General features: G+C 47.3%; 23 protein-coding genes and 1 pseudogene. 2 read left to right on the forward strand and 22 right to left on the reverse strand.

What is annotated here, in order from left to right; translation table 11 throughout:
* Nucleotides 1-1,439 (forward strand): YifB family Mg chelatase-like AAA ATPase (locus tag AC1DSE_RS12035; protein ID WP_477527713.1); only part of this gene is annotated, 1,439 nt, incomplete at its 5' end.
* A 58-nt stretch (nucleotides 1,440-1,497) separates the two neighbouring features.
* On the opposite strand, the gene AC1DSE_RS12040 is transcribed toward AC1DSE_RS12035, so the two are convergent.
* The 7 genes from AC1DSE_RS12040 to rplS form a co-directional block, all read right to left on the reverse strand.
* Nucleotides 1,498-1,902, reverse strand: coding sequence for a YraN family protein (locus AC1DSE_RS12040; protein WP_477511432.1), 405 nt, complete (start codon nucleotides 1,900-1,902; stop codon nucleotides 1,498-1,500).
* Nucleotides 1,895-2,203 carry an EscU/YscU/HrcU family type III secretion system export apparatus switch protein gene (locus AC1DSE_RS12045; protein ID WP_076268346.1) on the reverse strand — a complete coding sequence of 103 codons (309 nt, stop codon included), beginning with the start codon at nucleotides 2,201-2,203 and terminating at the stop codon, nucleotides 1,895-1,897. Before AC1DSE_RS12045 ends, AC1DSE_RS12040 begins: the two co-directional genes overlap by 8 nt.
* Entirely contained in the window at nucleotides 2,200-4,008 is a 1,809-nt protein-coding gene (locus tag AC1DSE_RS12050; protein WP_477511433.1) for a hypothetical protein, read from the reverse strand. The genes AC1DSE_RS12045 and AC1DSE_RS12050 overlap by 4 nt, the downstream gene beginning before the upstream one ends.
* Before the next feature lie 249 nt (nucleotides 4,009-4,257).
* A complete protein-coding gene (locus AC1DSE_RS12055; protein ID WP_076268344.1) occupies nucleotides 4,258-4,872 on the reverse strand; it encodes a ribonuclease HII in 615 nt (204 codons plus the stop codon).
* Between the two features lie 21 nt (nucleotides 4,873-4,893).
* Nucleotides 4,894-5,760 (reverse strand): ribosome biogenesis GTPase YlqF, encoded by an 867-nt coding sequence (gene ylqF, locus AC1DSE_RS12060; protein WP_477511434.1) that lies wholly within the window; start codon nucleotides 5,758-5,760, stop codon nucleotides 4,894-4,896.
* Nucleotides 5,761-5,769: 9 nt separating this feature from the next.
* A complete protein-coding gene (lepB, locus tag AC1DSE_RS12065; RefSeq protein ID WP_256710900.1) occupies nucleotides 5,770-6,471 on the reverse strand; it encodes a signal peptidase I in 702 nt (233 codons plus the stop codon).
* Nucleotides 6,472-6,568: 97 nt separating this feature from the next.
* The gene (gene rplS, locus AC1DSE_RS12070) at nucleotides 6,569-6,910 is read right to left on the reverse strand and encodes a 50S ribosomal protein L19 (protein ID WP_053375699.1); all 342 of its coding nucleotides are present in this window, start codon (nucleotides 6,908-6,910) and stop codon (nucleotides 6,569-6,571) included.
* A gap of 203 nt (nucleotides 6,911-7,113) precedes the next feature.
* Here rplS and AC1DSE_RS12075 point away from each other — a divergent pair, with 203 nt between their 5' ends.
* A complete protein-coding gene (locus AC1DSE_RS12075; RefSeq protein ID WP_477511435.1) occupies nucleotides 7,114-8,532 on the forward strand; it encodes a CAP-associated domain-containing protein in 1,419 nt (472 codons plus the stop codon).
* Between the two features lie 72 nt (nucleotides 8,533-8,604).
* Here the strand turns inward: AC1DSE_RS12075 and trmD are convergent, their stop codons facing one another.
* The 15 genes and pseudogenes from trmD to AC1DSE_RS12150 all read right to left on the reverse strand — a co-directional run.
* Nucleotides 8,605-9,357: a tRNA (guanosine(37)-N1)-methyltransferase TrmD gene (trmD, locus tag AC1DSE_RS12080; protein WP_339208901.1), complete on the reverse strand. Its 753-nt coding sequence runs from the start codon at nucleotides 9,355-9,357 to the stop codon at nucleotides 8,605-8,607.
* A 3-nt stretch (nucleotides 9,358-9,360) separates the two neighbouring features.
* Nucleotides 9,361-9,885, reverse strand: coding sequence for a ribosome maturation factor RimM (rimM, locus tag AC1DSE_RS12085; protein WP_076268340.1), 525 nt, complete (start codon nucleotides 9,883-9,885; stop codon nucleotides 9,361-9,363).
* Nucleotides 9,886-10,047: 162 nt separating this feature from the next.
* On the reverse strand, nucleotides 10,048-10,278 hold the full coding sequence (locus tag AC1DSE_RS12090) for a KH domain-containing protein (RefSeq protein WP_076268339.1): 231 nt from the start codon (nucleotides 10,276-10,278) through the stop codon (nucleotides 10,048-10,050).
* 25 nt (nucleotides 10,279-10,303) lie between these two features.
* On the reverse strand, nucleotides 10,304-10,576 hold the full coding sequence (gene rpsP, locus AC1DSE_RS12095; RefSeq protein ID WP_053375694.1) for a 30S ribosomal protein S16: 273 nt from the start codon (nucleotides 10,574-10,576) through the stop codon (nucleotides 10,304-10,306).
* Nucleotides 10,577-10,610: 34 nt separating this feature from the next.
* On the reverse strand, nucleotides 10,611-11,987 hold the full coding sequence (ffh, locus tag AC1DSE_RS12100) for a signal recognition particle protein (RefSeq protein WP_477511436.1): 1,377 nt from the start codon (nucleotides 11,985-11,987) through the stop codon (nucleotides 10,611-10,613).
* 26 nt (nucleotides 11,988-12,013) lie between these two features.
* Nucleotides 12,014-12,376, reverse strand: coding sequence for a YlxM family DNA-binding protein (ylxM, locus tag AC1DSE_RS12105; RefSeq protein ID WP_076268337.1), 363 nt, complete (start codon nucleotides 12,374-12,376; stop codon nucleotides 12,014-12,016).
* Nucleotides 12,377-12,539: 163 nt separating this feature from the next.
* Entirely contained in the window at nucleotides 12,540-13,547 is a 1,008-nt protein-coding gene (ftsY, locus tag AC1DSE_RS12110) for a signal recognition particle-docking protein FtsY (RefSeq protein WP_339208899.1), read from the reverse strand.
* Nucleotides 13,548-13,589: 42 nt separating this feature from the next.
* On the reverse strand, nucleotides 13,590-17,165 hold the full coding sequence (smc, locus tag AC1DSE_RS12115) for a chromosome segregation protein SMC (RefSeq protein WP_477527714.1): 3,576 nt from the start codon (nucleotides 17,163-17,165) through the stop codon (nucleotides 13,590-13,592).
* A 210-nt stretch (nucleotides 17,166-17,375) separates the two neighbouring features.
* Nucleotides 17,376-18,080: a ribonuclease III gene (gene rnc, locus AC1DSE_RS12120; RefSeq protein ID WP_076268334.1), complete on the reverse strand. Its 705-nt coding sequence runs from the start codon at nucleotides 18,078-18,080 to the stop codon at nucleotides 17,376-17,378.
* Nucleotides 18,070-19,311, reverse strand: coding sequence for a beta-ketoacyl-ACP synthase II (gene fabF, locus AC1DSE_RS12125; RefSeq protein ID WP_054029014.1), 1,242 nt, complete (start codon nucleotides 19,309-19,311; stop codon nucleotides 18,070-18,072). Before fabF ends, rnc begins: the two co-directional genes overlap by 11 nt.
* Before the next feature lie 289 nt (nucleotides 19,312-19,600).
* Complete coding sequence (locus AC1DSE_RS12130; protein WP_053375686.1) at nucleotides 19,601-19,834, reverse strand: acyl carrier protein; 234 nt, start codon at nucleotides 19,832-19,834, stop codon at nucleotides 19,601-19,603.
* Nucleotides 19,835-19,925: 91 nt separating this feature from the next.
* Entirely contained in the window at nucleotides 19,926-20,675 is a 750-nt protein-coding gene (gene fabG, locus AC1DSE_RS12135; RefSeq protein ID WP_076268333.1) for a 3-oxoacyl-[acyl-carrier-protein] reductase, read from the reverse strand.
* Between the two features lie 15 nt (nucleotides 20,676-20,690).
* Complete coding sequence (fabD, locus tag AC1DSE_RS12140) at nucleotides 20,691-21,629, reverse strand: ACP S-malonyltransferase (protein ID WP_441881323.1); 939 nt, start codon at nucleotides 21,627-21,629, stop codon at nucleotides 20,691-20,693.
* Nucleotides 21,630-21,763: 134 nt separating this feature from the next.
* A complete protein-coding gene (locus AC1DSE_RS12145) occupies nucleotides 21,764-22,750 on the reverse strand; it encodes a beta-ketoacyl-ACP synthase III (RefSeq protein ID WP_076268331.1) in 987 nt (328 codons plus the stop codon).
* A gap of 9 nt (nucleotides 22,751-22,759) precedes the next feature.
* Nucleotides 22,760-22,903, reverse strand: a pseudogene (locus AC1DSE_RS12150) (phosphate acyltransferase PlsX); the annotation flags it as partial.

A 22,903-nucleotide genomic window follows, 5' to 3' on the forward strand; every position in this document is an offset into this window, starting at 1 on the left:
CTGTTGAACGTGTTCGAGCCGCTCTAAAAAATAGTGGTTTTACTTTTCCTATGGACAGAATTACGGTTAATCTAGCTCCTGCCGACTTGCGCAAGGAAGGCACATCCTTTGATTTAGCCATTGCGGCGGGCATCTTAACTGCAAGCGGACAAATTAGCGTTGCCCCTTTTGAGAATACGCTTCTTCTTGGAGAGCTCTCACTTAACGGCAATGTCCGTCCGGTAGCCGGTGTACTTGCCATGATTGAACAAGCGAAACGACTTGGCTTTACGCGTGTCTTACTGCCTGTAGCGAACGTCAAGGAAGCCATCTGGATTTCTGATATGGAATTGTTTGCGTTAAGCCACCTGAAAGAGCTTGATTTAATCAAAAAGAAACAATCCGACTGGAACGATATTCGTGTCGATCATAGAAACGATTCCAGCTTTAGCCAAATTGAAAACAAAGCATATCTAGATAAGCAAGATGAAATTGGTGATTATGGAGATGTTATCGGTCAGCATCAAGCCAAACGAGCTATGCTTATAGCCGCGGCTGGCAAACACAATATTTTGCTCAGCGGACCTCCAGGCACGGGTAAAACGATGATGATTCGGCGTCTACCGGGGATATTGCCCTTATTGACTGAACAAGAAGCGCTGGAGGTTACGAAAATATATAGTGTAGCTGGCAAGCTGCTGGATAGCTCCCACGGCCTTATTACTCATCCACCATTTCGCGCTCCGCATCATACCATATCGTCCGGCGGACTGATCGGCGGCGGCTCTATCCCTAAGCCGGGAGAAGTTACACTCGCTCATCGCGGCGTGTTGTTTCTTGATGAATTGCCAGAATTTCCGAGACAGGTGCTTGAGGTTTTGAGACAGCCGCTGGAGGATCGTATAGTCACCATTTCCCGCTCCAAAGCCGTGTTCCAGTTTCCAGCAAGCATTATGCTGGCTGCCTCCTTTAATCCATGTCCATGCGGCTATTATGGGCATGAGTATGGCGACAAACGCTGCACTTGCAGCGCTACACTCATTAGCCGTTATCGATCTAAGATATCAGGGCCATTGCTTGATCGAATAGATTTACAGCTAGAAGTGCCAAGACCTATTTCTCTAGAGCATGCTTCAACTGGCCCATCACTTAATACTGCCCAAATGAAGCAGCTAGTGCTGGGTGCATATGCCTTTAAACAAGATCGCACAGCAGGCATCAGTCTCAATCCTATTGGATCATTAAACGGCGCTGCCCTTCGAAGGTCTGTAAATATAAAGCCAGAAGCCGCAAGCCTGCTGGAAAGTGCTTTTGAAGCGCTTGGAATCAGTATGCGGGCATACGATAGAATGCTGAAGCTGGCACGCACCATAGCCGATCTTGAAGCAAGCGACGCAGTCGATACAATGCATATCGCGGAAGCTATTCAATATCGCGGGCTTGATAAGCCGTTTTCATAATAAAAAAACTTTCTCTGTAGGTTAGCTCCCGTCAGAGAAAGTCCAATTTGTTACTTTTTTAGAACGCTGCCTCAAAATGCTTTAAAGAAGTGACGATCTCATCTGCACGGCTCAACGTTATCGCAACAACATCAAAGCGAATGGATGCATCTGAGCGCCCGACACTGCGTAAATAAACTTGAGCCGCGTCCCTAACCTTCTGTTGCTTGCGATAATCCACCGACTCCGCGGCTGTGCCGTATTTGCCGCCTTCTTTTCTCGTACGCACCTCTACAAATACAAATCTATCAGAATGTTCAGCAATAATATCAATTTCTCCTATTCTACATCGCCAATTCCGCGTGAGAATATTATAATTCGCTTCTATTAAATACAAACAAGCTGCTTCCTCGCCAAGCTGACCCGTAGCTTTCCTATTATCTAGTTTCCGCGTCCCATTCGCTCTTCCCTCATCATCACCCATCTATCATTTCCCTCGCTTTTCGGTCAGAACGATAAACAAAGCTTAAAATTTCTGCGACGAGCGTATACAGCTCACCCGGGATTTCTTGATCGATATCAAGCTTAGAGAGCACTTCTACTAATGAGGAATCCTCTTGAACAGGAATGCCATTTTCCTTCGCTTTCTCAAGGATGAGATCCGCTAAATGCCCTTTCCCTTTAGCAACCATAACCGGAGCAGTGCGCTCGCCTGGCTCGTATTTTAAAGCGACTGCTTTCCTGACTTTCGTTTGTGGCTGATTTTCACTCTGATCGCTGCTCATATACGATAATCGACTCCTTTGTAACGATTGGCTGCAAAGGCGCTCATATCCGTCATTTGCTGGTTCTTAACTGCTGCTGATGCTGCTTCCACCTTTGATTCCCCCGCTTTGGGAAGCGGCGTTGTTCGCAGTGAAAGCAGCTGATAGCCTGCTTGCTGAAGGCTGGCAGCAATTTCATTTCGAGATTCTTCAGCAAGCGATGAGATTGCAGGATGATCATTCCACAAGTTTAAACTCACAATTTTGTCCATCACATTTACGTCAACCATCGTATCGCCCAGCGTGTTCATCGACAAATTAAAGAGCAATCTGCAATTCGAAGCGTCAAGCTCTCCTTTTCGCCCTCTTCTTGTCTGAATGTGAACCGATGCGGTTTGTTTGCCGTCTGCGTTATTGATTGGAATAAACATCGTCACATGTGTGAGAACCGAGCTGTTCCGCTCAGGAGTAAGCAAAAGCTGCTGGCCTGTTATTTGYTGTACAAGCTGCTGCGCTGTCTCTTTGAGAGCAGGAGGTGTATGATCCGATGAAACAAGAGCTAGCAAGGCACTTTTCAATGATTCCTGCTGAGCAGGCGGAGAAGAATCTGTCATTGGAATGCTGTCTGCAACGGTCGAAAGAACCGCTAAGGCTGCTCGTTCAACCATATGCTTTTGATCCGGCAGCCTTGCTTGCTGAGAATCAGCGGTTTCAAACTCTGCTGGTTTTGCCAGCATAACGGTTGGAGCAGCTTCTTTGCTGTTAGCCTCGACGATAGGATTCTGCAGCGGTGGTGCTGAAGCATACGTTACAGTCGCCGGCTTCGCAGCAGTTTCCGTTGTTGCTGGCTGACTCAATTGAGTATCCGCTGTAAAAACTTTGGCAAGCTGAAGCTCATGATCGACGCCCATCCATTTCATCATCTGTCCCAGCCAGTTGGGCTGACTTGACTGACTGGCTAATGCTCTAGCCGCTTGAGGATTAGCTTGTTGATCCGGAGCTTCGTCCTCAGACATAGCGACAGGTGCTGCTGTTGCCTGCGGCAAGTCCGTTTTGACGATTTGCGCGTTTAATTGCTTTGCAGTCGGTATGTCCTTTGTAACGGCTTCTCCTGATCTTGCTGCACCAGACTCAGCCGTCACTCCACGAAGCAGCTCGAGCCCTTCCGTCAGAAGCGCTTGCACACGTGCAGCTGCTTGAGTTGCGGCTTTTGTTTCAGCTGTCCCTTCATCCGAAACGCTCGTGAATGAAGTAATTTGCTGCTGCAACGTCTCGAGCAGCTCATGCGTGCTGCGCCCGAACATAACCTGCTGCATCGCACCTACAGTAGCACCCGTCATAGGCAGCCCTCTTTTAAAGGTTGCGGCAGCGGACTGCATCCATTGCTCCGCATCTCCACCAGCCGGCATCGCGGATGCAGCCTGTTGAAAGGCTTGCGCAACGTCGCGGTTTAGAATAACGCCTTCCTTCCGCAAATCCTTTACAATCTGCGCTGCCCATTTCTGCTCTGGCAACGCCAGCTGTTTAGCCCATTCCTTGAACGTATCATCAGGCAATCCCACTTGACCAGGTTCAACCTGTTTAAGCATTACAAGCGCTCCGCTTGATTGAGGCTGCACTTGGAGCATTGCTGATTGTCCCACTTGAAGCGGCAGCTCTAGCTTCGCACGCACTTGTACACCGTTAATTTGTACGAGCGCTTCGTTATTTTCCATCACCTGCAAGATGACGCCTCTTACCACTTGTCCAACTTTAAGCTCCACAGCTCGTGTATCCGCACTAGAAGCCTCTCCTAAGAAGCTTCGCATCATTTGACTTATATTCATTTGTTCATTCGCCTCCGTTGCTCCAGCGCCATTCTATGCGTTTGCTCTTTGCACTTAAGCGAGCTCTTTACATAAGCATGTACGACTTCATTAAACCTATAAGCCTTATATCGGTCAAAATGAGCAAAGCTTGTAGCCGTTCACCCCAAAAAACAGCACAAAAACAAAATAACGCCCGATAATTACACTAGGCATCTTTTGCCTCGCACAATCAATCGAGCGTCATATAATATGTGCTGCGAGATGCAGCTAGAAGAGAAGCAGCTGCTCCTCTGTAAATAAATTGCCGAGAAACGATCTGCGATGCAGAGGACTTGGTCCATTAGCTAGCAATCGCTCCCGATGAAGCTTCGTTGCATATCCCTTGTGTATAGCAATGCCATAAGCTGGATATTCCTGCTCCCATTCGGTCACACAAAGCCTATCGCGCGTAACCTTGGCAACGATAGAGGCTGCAGCGATCGATTGGCTTGTAGCATCCCCTTTAATGATCGAGAGCTGCGGCAGACTAACATCGACCTTCTCCGCATCAACAAGCAAATAGTCAGAAGGAACCTGTAACGATTCCACTGCAATTTTCATTGCAAGCCTAGCTGCCTGCTTAATATTGATTCGATCAACCGTTTCAGCATCAACACGAGCAGCCGACCACGCTACACATTCCTGCAAAATAATATCATACAGCTGGTCACGCTTTTTCTCGGAAAGCTTCTTGGAGTCGTTAACCCCTTCAATCACAAGCCCTGGCGGTAAAATAACGGCAGCTGCCACGACGTCTCCGAACAAGCAGCCTCGGCCAACCTCATCTACACCAGCAATCGCTTTAAATCCTTCTTCCCATAACGACTGTTCATATTGCAGCACGTTACGTTCCCCCGTTTCACATCAATAAGGTGGCGCTTCGAGCGTAATTCTTCCTAGCTTGCCTGAGCGCAAATCACGCAAAATGATTCCGGATGTTTTCTCCAAATTGACATGTCCACCGCTAACAAGGCAGCCTCTCCGACGTCCGATATCTTCCATCACACGCACGATTTCATCTGAATCCTTAGCATCCTTAGGTGGCGTTTCAAGCTCATACCGCTCTTTCATGTTAGGCCAGTAACGATCTACCAGCTCACGCATCGCAAAAAACGCGATATCGTCAACATTCAAAATTTGCTCTCTAATTGCACCTGTCATAGCAAGCCTGTATCCGACGAGCTCGTCTTCAAACTTTGGCCACAATATGCCCGGTGTATCGAGTAATTCCATTTCAGTTCCAATCTTAATCCATTGTTGTCCCTTCGTAACGCCAGGACGGTCGCCGGTTAAAGCAATAGCGCGTCCAGCGAGCTTGTTGATCAACGTGGATTTCCCGACATTCGGTATACCTACAATAAGTCCGCGAATTGCACGAGGATTTATGCCTTTTGCAATTTGACGTGCAATTTTCTCATGCAAAATTTGCTTTGCCTTGAGCGGAACCTCATTTACCTTCGTGCCTGTTGAGGAATCAATTGCGATCGATTCATGGCCTTCATTACGGAAATAAGCCATCCATTGCTCTGTCGTTTTTGGATCAGCCAAGTCGGATTTGTTTAATACGATCAATCTTGGCTTGCCGTTCAAAATTTCCTCAATCATCGGATTACGGCTAGATAGCGGAACCCGTGCATCCAATAGTTCGATGGCAAGATCGATTAGTTTGAGCTTGTCTTGTATTTGCCGTTTCGCCCGCGTCATATGACCCGGAAACCATTGAATGGTCATTTACTCACCTCATTTAGTCCAGTGCTTTATAAACTCTAGTTTGTTCAGCGGCCAAAAAATAATATCGGCACGTCCAACAACCTCTTTATCCGATACAAATCCGATAACCCTGCTATCTGTACTATCGCTGCGATTGTCGCCAAGTGCAAAAATCGTGTCCTCAGGAACAGTGATTTCAGATACATCGGAATTTATTCCTTTTTCGTTGTACAGCTTGCCTTCGGCATGTGCTGCCGCAACAGCTTCTTTTAAATAAGGCTCGTCTATTTTTTTATCATTAATATAAAGGTCATCGCCTTCGAGTCGAATTTTATCACCCGGTACGCCAATCACTCGTTTTATAAATTTTCGGCCTTGCTCTGGAACATCAAACACTACGACCTCACCAAATTTCGGCTCGCGTATCGTATACAAAATTTTATTTACTATTAACCGTTCGCCGGTCTCGAAATTAGGCTTCATGGAAGGTCCGTCGACGATGAATGGTGAAAACAAAAATTGACGAATGAGAAATACGAGAACGACCGCAATGACTAAAGCCTTGATCCATTCTACGACTTCTTTATAAGCTCCGCCCTGTTTTCCTGAGCCGGATGCATGGGCTGCTGCACGGTTTGGTAAATTCTGCTCAATGTCCGCATGTTCCTGCGTATTTTTCATTTCATGATCATTGCCATTGTCCAGCCCGTCATTTCGCTGCTGTGAGTCCATTCAGTCCGCCTTCTTCCCATATGCTGTAATATGTAAATGACCTTTGAGAAAAAACGAAAAGGAGCTTGTTTGCGCAAGCCCCTCTTGTCGTTTGTTCTTAACGAATTTCTTTAATACGAGCAGCTTTTCCGCGAAGACTACGTAGGTAGTACAATTTCGCGCGACGTACTTTACCACGGCGAGCCACTTCGATTTTTTCGATTTTAGGCGAGTTAAGCGGGAAAGTTCTTTCCACACCAACACCGTAGGAAATTTTACGCACTGTAAAAGTTTCGCTGATTCCACCGCCGCGACGTTTGATTACAACGCCTTCGAACAATTGGATACGCTCACGAGTTCCCTCGATAACTTTTACATGAACTTTTAGCGTGTCACCTGGACGAAAGTTCGGTAGACCTTGGCGCAGATTTTCTTGCGCGATTGTTTGCAAAAGATTCATTTGATTCACTCCTTCCACCATAGACGTTCTTATAAGCTCACCGGATTCCTCTGAATCGGTTCATCGCTGATAGCGGACCGTCCGACTTTACGAACAACATTAGAAATTTTACCATAGCTAGCCCAATAATACAACACGATTTTTTTATTCATAAATCATGTATACTAAATGATGACAAACACCGACATGAAGAGGTGACAAAATTGCACCATATTAAACAATCTTTTTGTAACAAAACAAAAGGGGGAATCGCATCTGTACTATTAATATTAACCATTTCTGCACCATTGCAAACCTCTGCTGAATCCTTGGCTTTTAAAGATACGAATGGACACTGGGCTGGCTCCTATATCTCTTGGGCTGTTGATCAGAAATTAGCTCAAGGTTATGGGGATAATTCCTTCAAGCCAAACAAGGGTGTTAATGAAGCTGAGTTTCTTGCTATGCTATTGAGAGCCTATGGATTAGTCACAACATCTTCTTCCAGCGCCAGCAATTGGACCAAGCCTTATTACGATTATGCGAATAATTTGGGCTGGCCTATCAATAACGCTTCACAAAATGTCGAATTCCGACGTGGACAAGCTGCGTTGCTTCTAGCTTCCGCGGCAAATGGAAAGGAATTTACAGAGCAAAGCGCAATTCAGTGGCTGCTTGATGAGAAAATATCGAACGGACGCACCTCTGCCACCGTTAGCGGCTTCATACCAGATGGAAAGCTTACACGCGCTGAGGCGCTTACCTTCTTCTATAACCTCAAACTTCACTCAAAAGCGTTGTCCGATGCTAAAATTATTAACACCGTTGATCGCCTTCATGAAATAACGTTAAACGATTCGCTGCAAAAGCTTCAACAAACGCTCGGAAAACCGTCAAGAATTGATCCAAGCGAATATGGTTTCTCCTGGTACGTTTATAATAGCAGCTATACCAACTACATGATGTTCGGCATCCAAAATGATCGGGTAATCGCACTTTTCTCCAACGGCAAAGATAGCTGGGCGATGAAGTCGGGCATCCAGATCGGTCAAACGATTGGTAATGCCAAAAAGCTGGTTGGCGAAGCAACCAATGTCGAGACAAATAACGATTATTATGCTTACACTACAAAAAACGTACATACCGTTCTCTTCATTGACCGACGTGATGGAAACAAAATAGCTGGTGTCATGCAAATGGATCAATCCGTTTTCAAATCCACAGCGTTAAAATCAGCCAATACATCCAAGCTGGCAGACGCATATGAACAACAGCTCTTTGATCTTACTAACGCTGAGCGCGCTGTTCGCAAAATACCTCTGCTGCAATGGGACAAGCTCGCTGCTGCCTCTGCGCATGGTCACAGCAACGATATGAGTACACGTAAATTTTTTGACCATACAAATCCAGATGGCTCGTCTCCCTTTGACCGAATGAAAGCAAAAGGCGTTAAGTATCACTCAGCTGCCGAAAACATAGCTGCCGGATACAAAAATAGCATATTTGCTCACTATGGCTGGGTCAATTCAACAGAAGGCCATCGTGAAGCACTATTAAACAGCAAGCTTGAGCGACTAGGTACAGGTGTTGCATTAGGCGGAACCTATAACGTCTACTATACCCAAAATTTTTACACGCCATAATCATCGAATACTTCTAAATAAACAAAGCCGCAACGAAATTCGTTGCGGCTTTGTTTATTAGCTAGGGTTGTACTATTTGCCTGTCTTATTAGGCTCCTGCTTTAACTGTGAAGCCACCCATTTGCGTTCCTTGTCCGTAAGCGGGGCGCTCTTCAGAAGGTCAGGACGGCGCTGCAGCGTCCGCAGCAGCGACTGCTCACGACGCCACACCTCAATATTCGCATGATGACCAGATATAAGAACATCCGGGACATCCCAGCCGCGGAACGACGCAGGCCGAGTGTAATGGGGATGCTCAAGCAAACCTGTGCTATATGAATCTGTAACGGCAGAAGTTTCATTGCCAAGCACTCCTGGCAGTAATCTAACAACGCTATCGATGAGCACCATTGCAGGTATTTCTCCACCCGTAAGCACGTAATCACCAATCGACAGCTCGTCTGTTACAAGATGCTCGCGTATACGCTCATCATAACCTTCATAGTGACCGCAAATAAGAACCAAATGCTGTTCCTTTGCAAGCTCTTCAGCCTTCTTCTGCGTAAACTGTGCTCCTTGCGGGCATAGAAGAATAACACGCGGCTTTATATTGTCATCCAGCTTTAGATCCTCTACTGCAGCAAAGACCGGATCTGGCTTCAAGACCATGCCGCCACCGCCGCCGTATGGATAATCATCAACCGTGTTATGCTTATTGCCTGAATAAGCACGGAAGTTGATTGCTTGAGGGGATACGATCCCCTTCTCTTTCGCTTTTCCTAAAATGCTCGAATTGAACACGCCGTCGAACATTTCGGGAAACAGCGTCAGCACATCTATTTTCATCGGTTAAATCAATCCTTCCATCAAATGGACCGTCACGATTTTCTCTTTTGTGTCGACATTGACTAAGACATCATCAATAACAGGCAAAAGCAATTGCTTCCCCGAGCCTTTCGGACGATCCACCACCCATACGTCATTTGCTCCTGGGCTTAGAATTTCCGAAATCGTGCCCAGCTCCTCGCCTTCCTCGGTAACGACGCGGCAGCCTATAATTTCGTGATAATAATATTCACCTTCTTCAAGCTCAAGCTGCTGGTCGGCTGAAATTTTCAATACCCAGCCTTTATATTTCTCAACCGCATTAATATCAGTGAAGCCTTCCAGCTTCAATATGTATACGTTTTTGTTCGCGCGTGAGCTGATTACTTTAACTTCCAGTGAAGCTCCGCTTTCCTCGTTCACCATAAGAAGCTTGTTTCCAGAAGCAAATCTATCCTCTGCAAAATCCGTTTGCGAAAGAATTTTCAACTCTCCGCGGATACCGTGCGTATTTACGACTTTCCCGACTGTAAACCATTTTTCGTTCATTAGAACCAGCCCTTCATATGTGTATAGCCTTATTATACATGCAAAAACGGCTTCGTTCCATGTTGAAGAACGAAGCCGTAATGATTAACGACATCCATGGATAAGTGTACATATTGAAAAGAAGGTTAGGACATTCATCCCAACCTTCTCTTCATACGTACATCATGACATAATGTCGACGATGACACGCTTTTGCGATTTCACGGAAGCAGAAGTCACTACCGTGCGAATCGCTTTCGCTATGCGTCCCTGTTTACCGATGATTTTACCGATATCCTCGGGGTGAACCGAAAGCTCGTATATCGTGCCACGGTCATCATCCTTCACATTGATTTGCACCTGTTCAGGATGATCAACCAATGCCTTCGCTATGACAAGAATCAATTCTTTCATCTCAAGGCCCTCCGCTATTCAACAGTTATTTCTGTTGCTTAAGCTCATGGAACTTTTTAAGAACACCAGCTTTGGAAAGCAAGTCACGAACGGTATCAGAAGCTTGCGCTCCAGTTTGCAACCATTTTAGCGCTTTCTCTTCATCAATCTTAACTTGAGCCGGTTGTGCAACCGGGTTATAAGTACCGATTTCTTCGATAAAACGACCATCACGCGGCGAACGGGAATCCGAAACTACTACGCGGTAGAAAGGAGCTTTGTGAGCACCAATTCTTTTCAAACGAATACGTACTGCCATTAAAAATTCACCTCCTTCAAAGAGTAAACAACCATTAAAACGGGAACTTCATATTTTTGCCGAGCATACCTTTCAGGCCCTTCTTGCCGCCCTTAGGTCCTTTCGGTCCCATCATCGATGAGAATTGCTTCATCATTTTTTTCATATCGTCAAACTGCTTAATGAGGCGGTTTACCTCAACGATCGTTGTTCCGCTACCTGCAGCAACACGCTTGCGGCGACTGTGATTAAGCAGCTCTGGCTTTTGCTTCTCCTCTTTCGTCATGGAGCGGACAATCGCCTCGACGCGGCCGATTTGTTTCTCATCGACCTTCATATCCTTCATGCCCTTCATCTTGTTCATGCCGGGCAGCATATCCATAATTTGATCAAGCGGCCCCAAATTGCGAACCTGCTCCATCTGCTCAAGAAAATCGTCGAACGTAAACTCTGCTGTACGCATTTTACGTTCCATTTCCTTCGCTTTATCTGCATCAATGTTCGACTGCGCCTTCTCAATAAGAGATAGCATATCGCCCATGCCGAGAATACGTGAAGCCATACGCTCTGGATGGAACGGCTCCAAGGAGTCGATCTTCTCACCCATTGCTGCGAATTTAATCGGACAGCCTGTAACTGCTTTTACCGATAGCGCCGCGCCACCGCGAGTATCGCCATCGAGCTTCGTTAGTACAACGCCTGTTAAAGCGAGCTGTTCATGAAAGCTTTGTGCAACGTTTACAGCATCTTGTCCTGTCATTGCATCAACAACGAGGAGAACCTCATCCGGCTTTGTAACCTGATGAATTTGCTTAAGCTCTTCCATCAGCTCTTCGTCGATATGTAAACGACCGGCGGTATCAATAATGACATAGTCATTGCCGTTGTCTTTGGCATGCTGTAGTCCAGCACGCGCAATCTCTACAGGTGATGTCTGATCACCCAAGGAGAAGACCGGCGCATTGATTTGTTCACCAAGCACTTGAAGCTGCTTAATGGCAGCAGGACGATAAATATCACAAGCGATAAGAAGCGGCTTATTGTTGCTCTTCTGAAGCAATTTTGCCAGCTTGCCTGAAGTTGTTGTCTTACCCGCACCTTGCAAACCCGCCATCATAATGACTGTCGGAGGCTTATTAGCCTTAACCAGCTTGCTCTGCGTGCCGCCCATCAGCTCGGTCAGCTCTTTATTTACGATATCGATGACGACCATGCCGGGCGTGAAGCTCTTGGATACATCGAGGCCAATAGCCCGTTCCTTCACCTTCGCAATAAAGTCCTTCACGACTTTAAAGTTAACGTCTGCCTCTAGAAGCGCCAAACGCACTTCACGCATTGCTTCACTAACATCATCCTCGGAAACCTTGCCTTTGCCCCTCAGCTTGCTGAACACATTTTGAAGCCGACTCGATAAGCTCTCAAATGCTGCCATGTACCGTCACCTCCATTCTTCATGTTTTATTCGGCTAATTTAAATTGTGCAATGACACTCATAAGCGCCTGCTTGTCCTGCTCTGCAATGGAAAGCTCGTTAACGCTGTTTACAAGCTGCACAGTTAATTGTTGAAAGGATTCATGTCTTACAAGCAAGCCTAGCTTGCCTTCATAACTTTCTAGCACTTGTTCTGCACGCTTGATGTGCTCATATACCGCTTGTCTGCTAATTCCAAACTCGCCAGCAATTTCCCCAAGTGTGAAGTCGTCGTGAAAATAATATTTGAGAAACGTCCGCTGCTTCTCTGTCAAGAGCGGCTCGTAAAAGTCGAACAACAAGTTTATTCGGGTTGTCTTGGACAAGGCATCTGGTTCATTTGCTTTCATCCCCTCAGCCCCTCCTGTTATTTGCTTGTTCTGCCGACAAGGTAAATACCTTTACACCAGCAACGTCTTTTATAATACATGACACTATAGGCTGCTGTCAAGTATTTTCCCTTGTCACCTTTACGAGCTGTTTTAACTGCTCCAAACCATCGTTAATCGCCGCTTACTCCGACGTTTTTTCAGCTTCAGAATCATCTTCACGCTGGATTAATCCAGCAAACAATGCATGAATAAATTGCTCTGAATCGAATTGCTGCAAATCACCCATTTTTTCGCCAAGACCTACAAGCTTAACCGGGAGGCTTAGCTCATTACGAATAGCAATTACGATTCCGCCTTTAGCTGTGCCATCAAGCTTTGTCAGCACGAGACCGGTTACGCCGCTTTTCTCGCCAAATAATTTTGCTTGGCTAAGTGCGTTTTGGCCAGTCGTTGCATCAAGCACAAGAAGAACCTCATGAGGAGCGTCAGGAAGCTCGCGCTGAATCACGCGGAAAATCTTGTTCAGCTCTTCCATCAAATTTGTTTTGTTTTGCAGCCTGCCAGCCGTATCGCATAACAGAACGTCTACGCCGCGCTGCTTTGCAGCTTGCACCGCATCGAACATCACTGCTGCAGGGTCAGCTCCTGATTGCTGCTTAATGACATCGACACCAACACGCTGTCCCCATACCTCCAGCTGCTCAATAGCTCCTGCGCGGAACGTATCGCCAGCTGCCATAAGCACACTCTTGCCTTCGCTCTTAAATTTATGAGCAAGCTTGCCAATGGTCGTCGTCTTGCCAACGCCATTTACGCCAACGAACAAAATAACAGTGATGCCGCTTGGCGCCATCCGCAAGCCGGAATGATCGTCACCCTTCATGAGCTGAATCAGCTTCTCAGATAGGATTGGCTGCAAATCCGAAGCATCCTCGATCTTCCGTTTTTTCACTTCAACCCGCAGATCGTCAATAAGCTGCATAACGGTATTCACACCAACATCGGCGCCAATTAATATTTCCTCTAGTTCTTCATAAAACTGCTCATCGATTTTTTTGCGGCGTGTGATAAGCTCTTCTACCTTCTCAACAAAAGCCGTACGCGTCTTCGATAAGCCTTCTTTGAAAATATTTGTCACCGCTTCTGTCTTTGTAGCGATACTTTCCTTCAGCTTCTTAAAAAAACTCATCGTTCCAACTCCCCATCCTCACGTTGCCGTTTTTTCTATAAGTTATGCGGATACCGGCTCTTCATCCTCTAAGCGTACAGAAACGAGCTTCGATACGCCGCCTTCCTCCATCGTAACACCATATAGCACATCCGCTTCCTCCATCGTGCCTTTACGATGAGTAACGACGATAAACTGCGTAAGCTCTGAAAACTCACGCAAATATTGAGCAAAGCGTGATACGTTTGCCTCATCAAGCGCAGCTTCAACCTCATCAAGCACGCAGAACGGAACGGGTTTCACCTGTAAAATCGCAAATAACAAAGCGATTGCGGTCAAAGCTCTTTCTCCACCAGAGAGCAGCTGTAGATTTTGAAGTTTTTTGCCTGGCGGCTGAGCGACAATGTCGATTCCTGTATCAAGAACACGATCTGGCTCAACGAGCACAAGATCAGCTCGGCCACCACCGAACAGCTTCGCGAATACGATAACAAAATGACTGCGAATCGCTTCAAACGTCGCTTTGAATCGTTTGGACATCTCATCGTCCATCTCGCGAATGACCTGGTACAACGTCGTTTTTGCGTCGATCAAATCATCCTTCTGCTCGGACAAAAACTCAAAACGTTCGCTGACACGCTCATACTCCTCGATCGCACCTAAGTTCACTTCGCCTAGAGCGGTTATCTGACGTTTAACGTCTCTAACCTCATTTTGTGTACCGAGAACATCCTCAGGTATAGGGTACTGCTCCTTAGCGAGCTCATAGCTAAGCTCATATTCCTCACTGAGCTTCCGAAGCAAGTTATCAAGCTCAACGTCTAGACGGTTAGCCGCAATTTCGGTCTGCCTCATCTGCTCTTCAACCGTCCGAAGTTGTCCGCGCTGCTCCTTCGTTTCACTTTCGCCCAAATCGAGCTCAGCAATACGCTTAGCGCGTGCTGATCGTTTGAAATCCGTTTGCTCTGCACATTCCTGCTTCTTCAAACGCAGGTGATTGAGCTGTTCAATCTGCTGTACCGTTTCATCGGCATGCCTTGCGATTTCTTCCTCTTGCTGAACGGACAAGGAGCGCAAGCTTCCAAGCTCTTGCTTCGCTCGACCAATTTCCGCTCGTACTCTCGCTGATTGATCTTCGAACGATAATTTTTCTTGATCAGTCTTCGCGGCAGCGATCTTAATATCGGTAAGCTGGCCTTGCAGCTCTTCCTTCGCAAATTCGCTAGCTTTACGCCGCTCTTCTGCCATACGAATCGCTTCCTGCAGCCTCGCTTCATCTACAACCAGCTGTTCTAAACGGAGCTCTGCAGCTTTGGCTGCTGCCTGAACATCTTTCTGCTCGGACAAATGAGTGTTCCGATCTGCTGAATACAGCTGACGCTGCTCGTCGAGATGCTTCGCCTCATTGTGAAGCTGCTGAAGCTCAGCTCTTATTTGCTGCTCTTCAATGCGGCTTTTCTCGCCTTCTGCACGCAGCTCCTCAATATTGTGGGTGCGAATAGAATGTTCTTTGCGCAAATCGCTTAGCTTATTACGAAGCTGCTCTACCATCTTGCGAGCATCTGCAATCTCTTGATCAAGCGAGTCGATTTGTCGTTGACGACCAAGCAGGCTAGCGCCTTTCTTCTGCAAGCTGCCCCCCGTCATTGAACCGCCAGCATTAACAATATCACCTTCAAGCGTGACGACGCGGTATCGATATTGACATTTCGATGCAATCCGGTTGGCTTGCTCCAGCGTTTCGGCTAGCAAAACATTGCCAAGCAAACTGTTCACAATCGCTGAATAGCGGTCATCCGAGCTTACCAAATCAGCAGCAACGCCTACGAAGCCCTCAATGGATTCGGCTATACGTTTGTCATGCTCAGGAACTTGTCTGCCACGTATGACATCGAGCGGCAGGAAGGTAGCTCGTCCTAGCTGACGCTGCTTCAAGAATGCGATAGCTGCGCGAGCCGTTTTCTCATCCTCCATGACCACATGCTGCAAGGCCCCGCCCAGTGCAGTCTCAACGGCAGTCTCAATGCGTTCAGGAACACGAACAAGCTCCGCAACCGCGCCATGAACACCGCTGATTCCACTATTGCCGCGTCTGGAAGCTTTGAGAACTTCCTTTACGCCCTGCATAAAGCCATCAAGCGCATCCTGCATTTCTTTCATGGTATCGCGCCTAGAAACATGGCTGTCGAGCTTCTGCTCCCACTTTCGCATAGCTAAAGTGATCTCTTCCAAACTTTGAGAAATCTTTCTCGTTTGTTCAGATTCCGTAAGCGTTTTGTTTCTTGCCTGTTCTAGTCGCGCCAGTGTTGATTCAAGCGCAGCCGCAAGTGCAGAGCGTCTCTCGTCCAATTTTTCCTGCTGCTCCAACCATTTGCTCTCATCCTCGCTAATTCGCTCCATCCGCCGCTGCAATGCTTCTTGCTGCTGCGAAGCATAACGAATTTCGTTGCGGTGCTGCGCCATCGAGCTGAGCACTTCCAATAGCTCGCTTTTGAGTGTTTCTTCCGCATCAACGACTGCTCCGCCTGCAACGCCTACGAGACGCGCTTCTTCATCGGCTATTTTTGAGCGCAGATCTGCTAGCTGCAGCTGCAACGCAGCTGCGCGGCTGCGAAATTCCGCTTCTTCCTGCGTCATTGTGACAATGCGAGCGTCCTGTGCAGCGATTGACTCTTCAAGCTGACGTTTATTTTGCTCCAAGTTGCGCTTGCGTTCCTTCAGTACCTCGCCGTATCCTTCACATTTCTCGAAATCCTCACTAATTTGCAGCATCGCTTCATGAAGCTGATCAAGCTCAAGCTCAAGCTCCCGTAGCTGCTGACGATCCTTCTCCAAATGTGCATCATGTTTGCTGACAACCGTAGATAGCTGAAGCTGCTCCTGCTGCAAACGCTCAAGCTTGCCGTTTGCCTCCGTCCATGAACCATGAATCTGTTCGATGTTATGTACGTACATAGAGATTTCCTTCGTTTTCAGCTGTTCCTTGAGCGCTTTGAAGTGAATGGCTTTCTCCGATTGCTTGCGAAGCGGGCCAACCTGATCTTCAAGCTCTGTCACCAGATCATGAATGCGAAGCAGATTTTGCTCGGTTTCATCAAGCTTTCTCTGCGCTTCGCGCTTACGCGACTTGTATTTGACGATGCCGGAGGCTTCTTCAAATATTCCGCGACGATCCTCCGAGCGCGTGCTTAAAATTTCTTCAATTCGGCCTTGTCCAATGATGGAATAAGCTTCTTTACCGATACCGGTATCCATGAATAGCTCGGTAATATCTTTTAGCCTGCATGGCTGCTTGTTTATTAAATATTCGCTATCTCCGCTGYGATGTACACGCCGTGTCACTGTTACCTCGTTATACTCGAGCGGCAATGCCCCATCCGAGTTATCAAGAGTAAGGGATACCTCGCTGTAGTTGACAGCTTTCCTAGCATCGCTTCCGGCAAAAATAATATCTTCCATCTTGCCGCCGCGGAGGCTCTTTGCGCTTTGCTCACCGAGCACCCAGCGTATGCCGTCCGAGATGTTGCTTTTTCCGCTGCCGTTCGGCCCTACAACCGCAGTAATACCGGTTACAAACTCCATTTCGGTCCGATCAGCGAAAGACTTAAAGCCTGATAATTCAATCCGTTTCAGAAACATGTCTTGGTTTTCACCTCACCCCTCATTGTACCACATCTTATGGGCCTTGATAACCATTTAAGCTACTAAAAGCAACCAAATGCTGCGTTTATCACCTTATTTCAGCTGGTTAAACCGCTCTTCCTTTTTATCAGGGCTACATAATAAACGTTCATAAAAAAAGAGAGCGCCCGGCAGGTCAGAAGACCTTCCGGAAACTCTCTATGCTGATTAGCCTTGTTCCTGCGATAGCGTGCGCCATGCTTCAGCTGCAGCACGCTGCTCCGCTTCCTTCTTCGTCCTCCCGCTGCCGACGCCAAAACGCTCTTCACCGAGATATACTTCAACGACAAATTCACGGTCATGCGCAGGTCCACGTTCTTCAATGATTCGGTATTCCACTGCACCAAGCCCATGATGCTGCGATCGTTCCTGCAGCTTCGACTTGGAGTCTTTAACAAGAAGACCATAGTCGTTTGACTCAACAAAAGGAAACATATGCTCATTAAGAAAAGCTCTCGTTTCCTCAATTCCTGCGTCAAGGAAAATGGCACCGACAAACGACTCGAACAAATCAGCTAGCAAAGCTTGCCTTTGYCGACCGCCTAGCTGCTCTTCACCGCGTCCGAGAAGCACATGCGAACCGAGCTCCAAGCGTTCAGCAAATTGGGCTAAAGATGGCTCGCAGACGATTGATGCACGCATTCTCGTGAGCTCGCCCTCAGGCCGCTGCGGATACGTTGCGAACAAATACTCAGAAACGAGTAATTGAAGCACCGCATCTCCCAAAAATTCCAAACGCTCATTATCCTGAGCTGACCCGCGCTTGTGTTCATTTACATAAGAAGTATGAGTGAAAGCTTGCCTCAGCAGCTTTGTCCGCTTAAAACTGAGCTGCAGCCGCTGCTGCAGCTCATAGAAGGAATCACGCTTCATAAACTTTCATCACGATCGATGCGTTGTGACCGCCGAAGCCAAATGAGTTGGACAATGCTATCCTTACATTCGCTTCACGCGGTTTATTAGGTACATAATCAAGATCGCACTCCGGGTCTTGATTGTCTAAATTAATAGTCGGAGCGATGATGCCGCTTTTGATAGTCAAGCCGAGAATTACGGCTTCAACGCCGCCAGCAGCACCTAGTAAATGACCTGTCATCGATTTCGTTGAGCTGACCGCTACTTTATAAGCATGGTCGCCGAGCGCTTTTTTGATCGCTTTTGTCTCTGAGCGATCACCGACAGGTGTCGAAGTGCCGTGCGCATTGATATAGTCGATCTCAGAAGGATCAATTCCAGCATCCTTGAATGCTTTCACCATGCAGCGAGCTGCACCATCTGGATCTGGCTCAGTCATGTGATGAGCGTCACCGCTCATACCGTAGCCAATAACCTCAGCATAAATTTTTGCACCGCGTGCCTGCGCATGCTCAAGGGATTCAAGCACGAGTACACCAGCGCCTTCGCCCATTACGAAACCATCACGGTCAACATCGAACGGACGACTTGCTTTTTCAGGCTCTTCATTGCGAACGGACATCGCACGCATCGAGCAGAAGCCTGCCATGCCAGTCGGTCTGATCGTCGCTTCTGCTCCGCCAGCAATCATCACGTCAGCGTCGCCGCGTTGAATCAATTTGAAAGAATCGCCGATGGAATGAGTGCCCGTAGCACAAGCGGTTACTGCCGTACTATTTGGACCTTTCGCACCAGTAAGCATGGATACTTGTCCAGAAGCCATGTTCGCGATCATCATCGGAATAAAGAAAGGGCTGACGCGCTTAGGGCCTTTCTCCAGCAAAATATTGTGCTGGTCTTCCCAAGTGCCTAGTCCACCGATACCGGAACCGACCATAACGCCAACACGCTCAGGGTCTGCATTCGTACCAATTTGCAAATCAGCATCTTTAACTGCCAATTGACTAGCTACAGCAGCAAATTGTACGAAACGATCCATTCTGCGTGCTTCTTTTTTATCTAAACCGTAATCTTCGGGATTGAAATTTTTAACTTCTGCGGCAATGCGCGTCGGATACTCAGAGAAATCGAAAGCTTCAACAACCGATACACCTGATTTTCCATCCAGCAAGTTACCCCAGAACTCTTCCAAATCGGAACCGAGTGAGGTAATAACCCCCATACCCGTAACAACAACTCTTTGTTTCATTCGATTCACCTCTATGTCCAGCAAATTTGATGCGCAAGCTGCGTCACCTTTGTTAATCGGTCAATGTTGCTATATTGCGTATACCCTGCTTATATTTCTCCGTAAATACAAGCCTAGCCGTACCAAACGGCGAAACCTTTACGCTTGAAATATAAGGAGGTATAAATGAGATGCACATAAAGCCATTCACGCTTCTTTATATAAAAGCTGCCTTGCTTGCTTAAGTGTAATGCATGAAACTGCCTAGATGGAGAGAAGTCCCGTTTATTAAAAACGGGACTTGTCCTTCTTACGTATGAGATTGTATGTATTTAACTACTTCTCCCACAGTGGTGATAGTCTCAGCATCTTCATCAGAAATTTCCATATCAAACTCGTCTTCTAGCTCCATGACCAATTCAACGACATCAAGAGAGTCAGCGCCGAGGTCATCTTTAAATGAAGCTTCAAGTGTAACTTCCGCTTCGTCTACGCCTAGTCGGTCGATGACGATACGTTTTACGCGATCTACTACTTCGGACATCCGGTTCACCTCCTCCATGGTATTATACGAGAATTAAAGATAAAATGCCATACGTAACCGTTTTAATTCATTATTGCTGAATTATCTGGTGTTACATATACATGCCGCCGTCCACATGAATCGTCTGTCCAGTCATATAGGCTGAAGCATCCGAAGCAAGAAAACGGACTGCGTTTGCGATGTCGCTCGGATCTCCGAGACGGGCAAGCGGAATTTGGCCAGATAAAGATTGGCGCATTTCTTCCGGCAGCTTGTCCGTCATTTCGGTTTGAATAAATCCTGGGGCTACACAGTTAACTGTAATGCCGCGTGACGCAAGCTCGCGGGCACTAGCCTTAGTAAGACCAATGACACCAGCTTTGGCTGCGACATAGTTAGCCTGCCCAGGGTTTCCGAGCACACCAACAACAGAAGAAATGTTGATGATTCGGCCGGAGCGTTGTTTCATCATAGAGCGAGTGACCGCTTTAATGCCATTGAAAACMCCTTTTAAGTTGGTTTCAATGACTTGGTCAAACTCGTCTTCCTTCATACGCATGATTAAATTATCTCTTGTAATGCCCGCATTATTCACTAATATGTCAACCGCTCCGAATTGCTCGATGACTTCCTTGACCATCGCTTCAAATTCATCTACTTTGCCAACATTAGCTTTTATTACAATAGCGCGTCTACCGAGTGCTTCTACAGCTTGCGCCGTTTCAGCTGCTGCCGCTTCGCTGCCTGAGTAGTTAATGGCAACATCCGCGCCTGCCTCGGCGAGGGCAATAGCAATCGATCTGCCAATGCCCCGCGATGCGCCTGTTACGAGTGCTTTTTTTCCTTCCAAGCTAGCAAACATCGAATCCCCTCCATCCTATTGTTCATTCACCTGCAGCGCTTCAAGCGCACTGATGCTGTTAATCGAGATGACGCGTAGATTTTTGTCGACTTTTTTGATGAGGCCGGCAAGCACCGTTCCCGACCCGATTTCCACAAATGTATCAACGCCTTGCTCGACTAAATAACGTACGCTATCTTCCCAAAGGACAGGTGAGCACACCTGTTCTACGAGCAGACCACGTATCTCATCCGCCGATGTTACCGCATTGGCAGTGACATTCGCCACAACAGGAACTTTAGCATCCTTCATCGCTATATCAGCTAATGTCGCTTGAAGATTTACAGCTGCAGGCTTCATTAGGGATGAATGGAATGGACCGCTTACTTCAAGAGGAATAACCCGTTTTGCTCCAGCCTCTTCTTTGCCGCGCTGGACAACAGCATCAACACCTGCTGCAGTACCTGACACCACAATTTGACCCGGACAATTCACATTTGCAAGCTCAACAGCCGAGCCTTCAGCTGTAATTGCCGCACAAAGCGCTGCGAGCGTATCGCGTTCAGCGCCGAGCACTGCTGCCATTGCGCCTTGGCCGCTAGGAACAGCTTGCTCCATAAATTGACCGCGAGCACGGACAGTACGAACAGCATCATCAAAGGATAGGACTCCAGCAGCGACAAGCGCGCTATACTCCCCAAGACTGTGCCCAGCAACATAATCCGGCTTCAGCCCCCGGCCTTCCAACGCTTCCAATAGCGCAACGCTAACGGTAAGCAGTGCTGGCTGTGTATTCGCTGTTTGTTTAAGCGTATCTTCTGGTCCTTCAAAAATAATCTGGCTTAATGAGAAGCCCAATGCCTCATCCGCTTGTTCAAAAATCGCACGGGAACGATCAAACGCATCATAGGCGTCCTTGCCCATTCCGACAGCTTGTGCGCCTTGCCCCGGAAAAACAAATGCTATTTTACTCATAACGTTTCCCCCTTACACACGTATACGGCTCGAACTGCATCAAACAGTATAGCTCGTTTCGCGGTGATATGTAAGCTCGTCATAAGAGGAAAACTTATAACGTCTTATTTTTTCAAAAAGCTGCAACGCTCATACTACCATACCAGAACGGAAGCTCCCCATGTCAAGCCGCCGCCGAAACCTACAAGTACAAGGCGGTCTCCTTCACTGACACGACCCTGCTCAACGGCTTCAGCCAGTGCAACTGGAATGGATGCCGATGACATATTACCGTATTTGTCCAAATTGACCATCGCTTTATCTTCCGACAAGCTTAGTCTGTTTAAAGCGGACTGGATAATCCGAATATTCGCTTGATGAGGAATAAGAAGATCAATATCTTCTTTGTTTAGGCCAGCTTTCTGCAAAGCCTCTTCAGCCACGCTGCCCATAATTCTAACCGCAAACTTGAATACATCATTGCCAGCCATATGAATGAAATGCTGCTTCGACTGGATACTTTCTTCCGATGCTGGAACGCGTGATCCGCCTCCATGAACCTTCAGCAAGTCTCCACCGCTTCCGTCTGCGCCAAGCACAAACGATTGGAAGCCGCGGCCTTCTTCAACCGGTCCAAGTACAACTGCTCCTGCACCGTCACCGAACAAAATGCATGTGTTGCGATCCGTGTAATCAGTAATTCGCGATAGCGTCTCAGCGCCTACAACAAGCACATGCTTGTACATGCCGCTGGCGATCATACTCGTTCCTGTCGCTAGTCCATATATAAACCCGGAGCAAGCAGCCGACAAGTCGAACGCAGCCGCTTGCTTTGCTCCCAGCTTATCTTGAAGCAAGCAGGCAGTCGAAGGAAAAAACATATCAGGCGTAATTGTAGCAACTATAATGAGATCGATATCTTCTGCCGTAAGTCCAGCAGCAGCAATCGCTTCACGCGATGCATGCAGTGCAAGATCGGATGTTGCTTCTTCTGCTGATGCTAGGCGGCGTTCTTTAATGCCTGTGCGAGTAACAATCCATTCATCATTTGTTTCAACCATTGCTTCTAGCTCTTTGTTCGATAAAATACGTTCTGGCACGTATTTACCAGTACCAATTATTCCGACAGGATGTAAACCCATTTCGCACACTCACTTCCCGTTGATTTCTGATGCGATTGTTTCAATTAATTGTCCTTGAATGGCGCTGCGAGCCTGTCTTACGGCATTTTTCACAGCGAGGGCATCCGAGGAGCCGTGGCATTTTACTACAAGGCCATTCAGTCCAAGCAAAGG

This window comes from Paenibacillus sp. 01L418 (assembly GCF_056400045.1).

Bases quoted from the DNA above. Each gene is read 5' to 3' on its own strand.
- AC1DSE_RS12040 (WP_477511432.1), bottom strand. From the start codon at position 1,902: ATGGGTGATGATGAGGGAAGAGCGAATGGGACGCGGAAACTAGATAAT.
- AC1DSE_RS12045 (WP_076268346.1), bottom strand. From the start codon at position 2,203: ATGAGCAGCGATCAGAGTGAAAATCAGCCACAAACGAAAGTCAGGAAA.
- ylqF (WP_477511434.1), bottom strand. From the start codon at position 5,760: ATGACCATTCAATGGTTTCCGGGTCATATGACGCGGGCGAAACGGCAA.
- lepB (WP_256710900.1), bottom strand. From the start codon at position 6,471: ATGGACTCACAGCAGCGAAATGACGGGCTGGACAATGGCAATGATCAT.
- rplS (WP_053375699.1), bottom strand. From the start codon at position 6,910: ATGAATCTTTTGCAAACAATCGCGCAAGAAAATCTGCGCCAAGGTCTA.
- trmD (WP_339208901.1), bottom strand. From the start codon at position 9,357: ATGAAAATAGATGTGCTGACGCTGTTTCCCGAAATGTTCGACGGCGTG.
- rimM (WP_076268340.1), bottom strand. From the start codon at position 9,885: ATGAACGAAAAATGGTTTACAGTCGGGAAAGTCGTAAATACGCACGGT.
- AC1DSE_RS12090 (WP_076268339.1), bottom strand. From the start codon at position 10,278: ATGAAAGAATTGATTCTTGTCATAGCGAAGGCATTGGTTGATCATCCT.
- rpsP (WP_053375694.1), bottom strand. From the start codon at position 10,576: ATGGCAGTACGTATTCGTTTGAAAAGAATTGGTGCTCACAAAGCTCCT.
- ffh (WP_477511436.1), bottom strand. From the start codon at position 11,987: ATGGCAGCATTTGAGAGCTTATCGAGTCGGCTTCAAAATGTGTTCAGC.
- ylxM (WP_076268337.1), bottom strand. From the start codon at position 12,376: ATGAAAGCAAATGAACCAGATGCCTTGTCCAAGACAACCCGAATAAAC.
- ftsY (WP_339208899.1), bottom strand. From the start codon at position 13,547: ATGAGTTTTTTTAAGAAGCTGAAGGAAAGTATCGCTACAAAGACAGAA.
- fabF (WP_054029014.1), bottom strand. From the start codon at position 19,311: ATGAAACAAAGAGTTGTTGTTACGGGTATGGGGGTTATTACCTCACTC.
- AC1DSE_RS12130 (WP_053375686.1), bottom strand. From the start codon at position 19,834: ATGTCCGAAGTAGTAGATCGCGTAAAACGTATCGTCATCGACCGACTA.
- fabD (WP_441881323.1), bottom strand. From the start codon at position 21,629: ATGAGTAAAATAGCATTTGTTTTTCCGGGGCAAGGCGCACAAGCTGTC.
- AC1DSE_RS12145 (WP_076268331.1), bottom strand. From the start codon at position 22,750: ATGGGTTTACATCCTGTCGGAATAATTGGTACTGGTAAATACGTGCCA.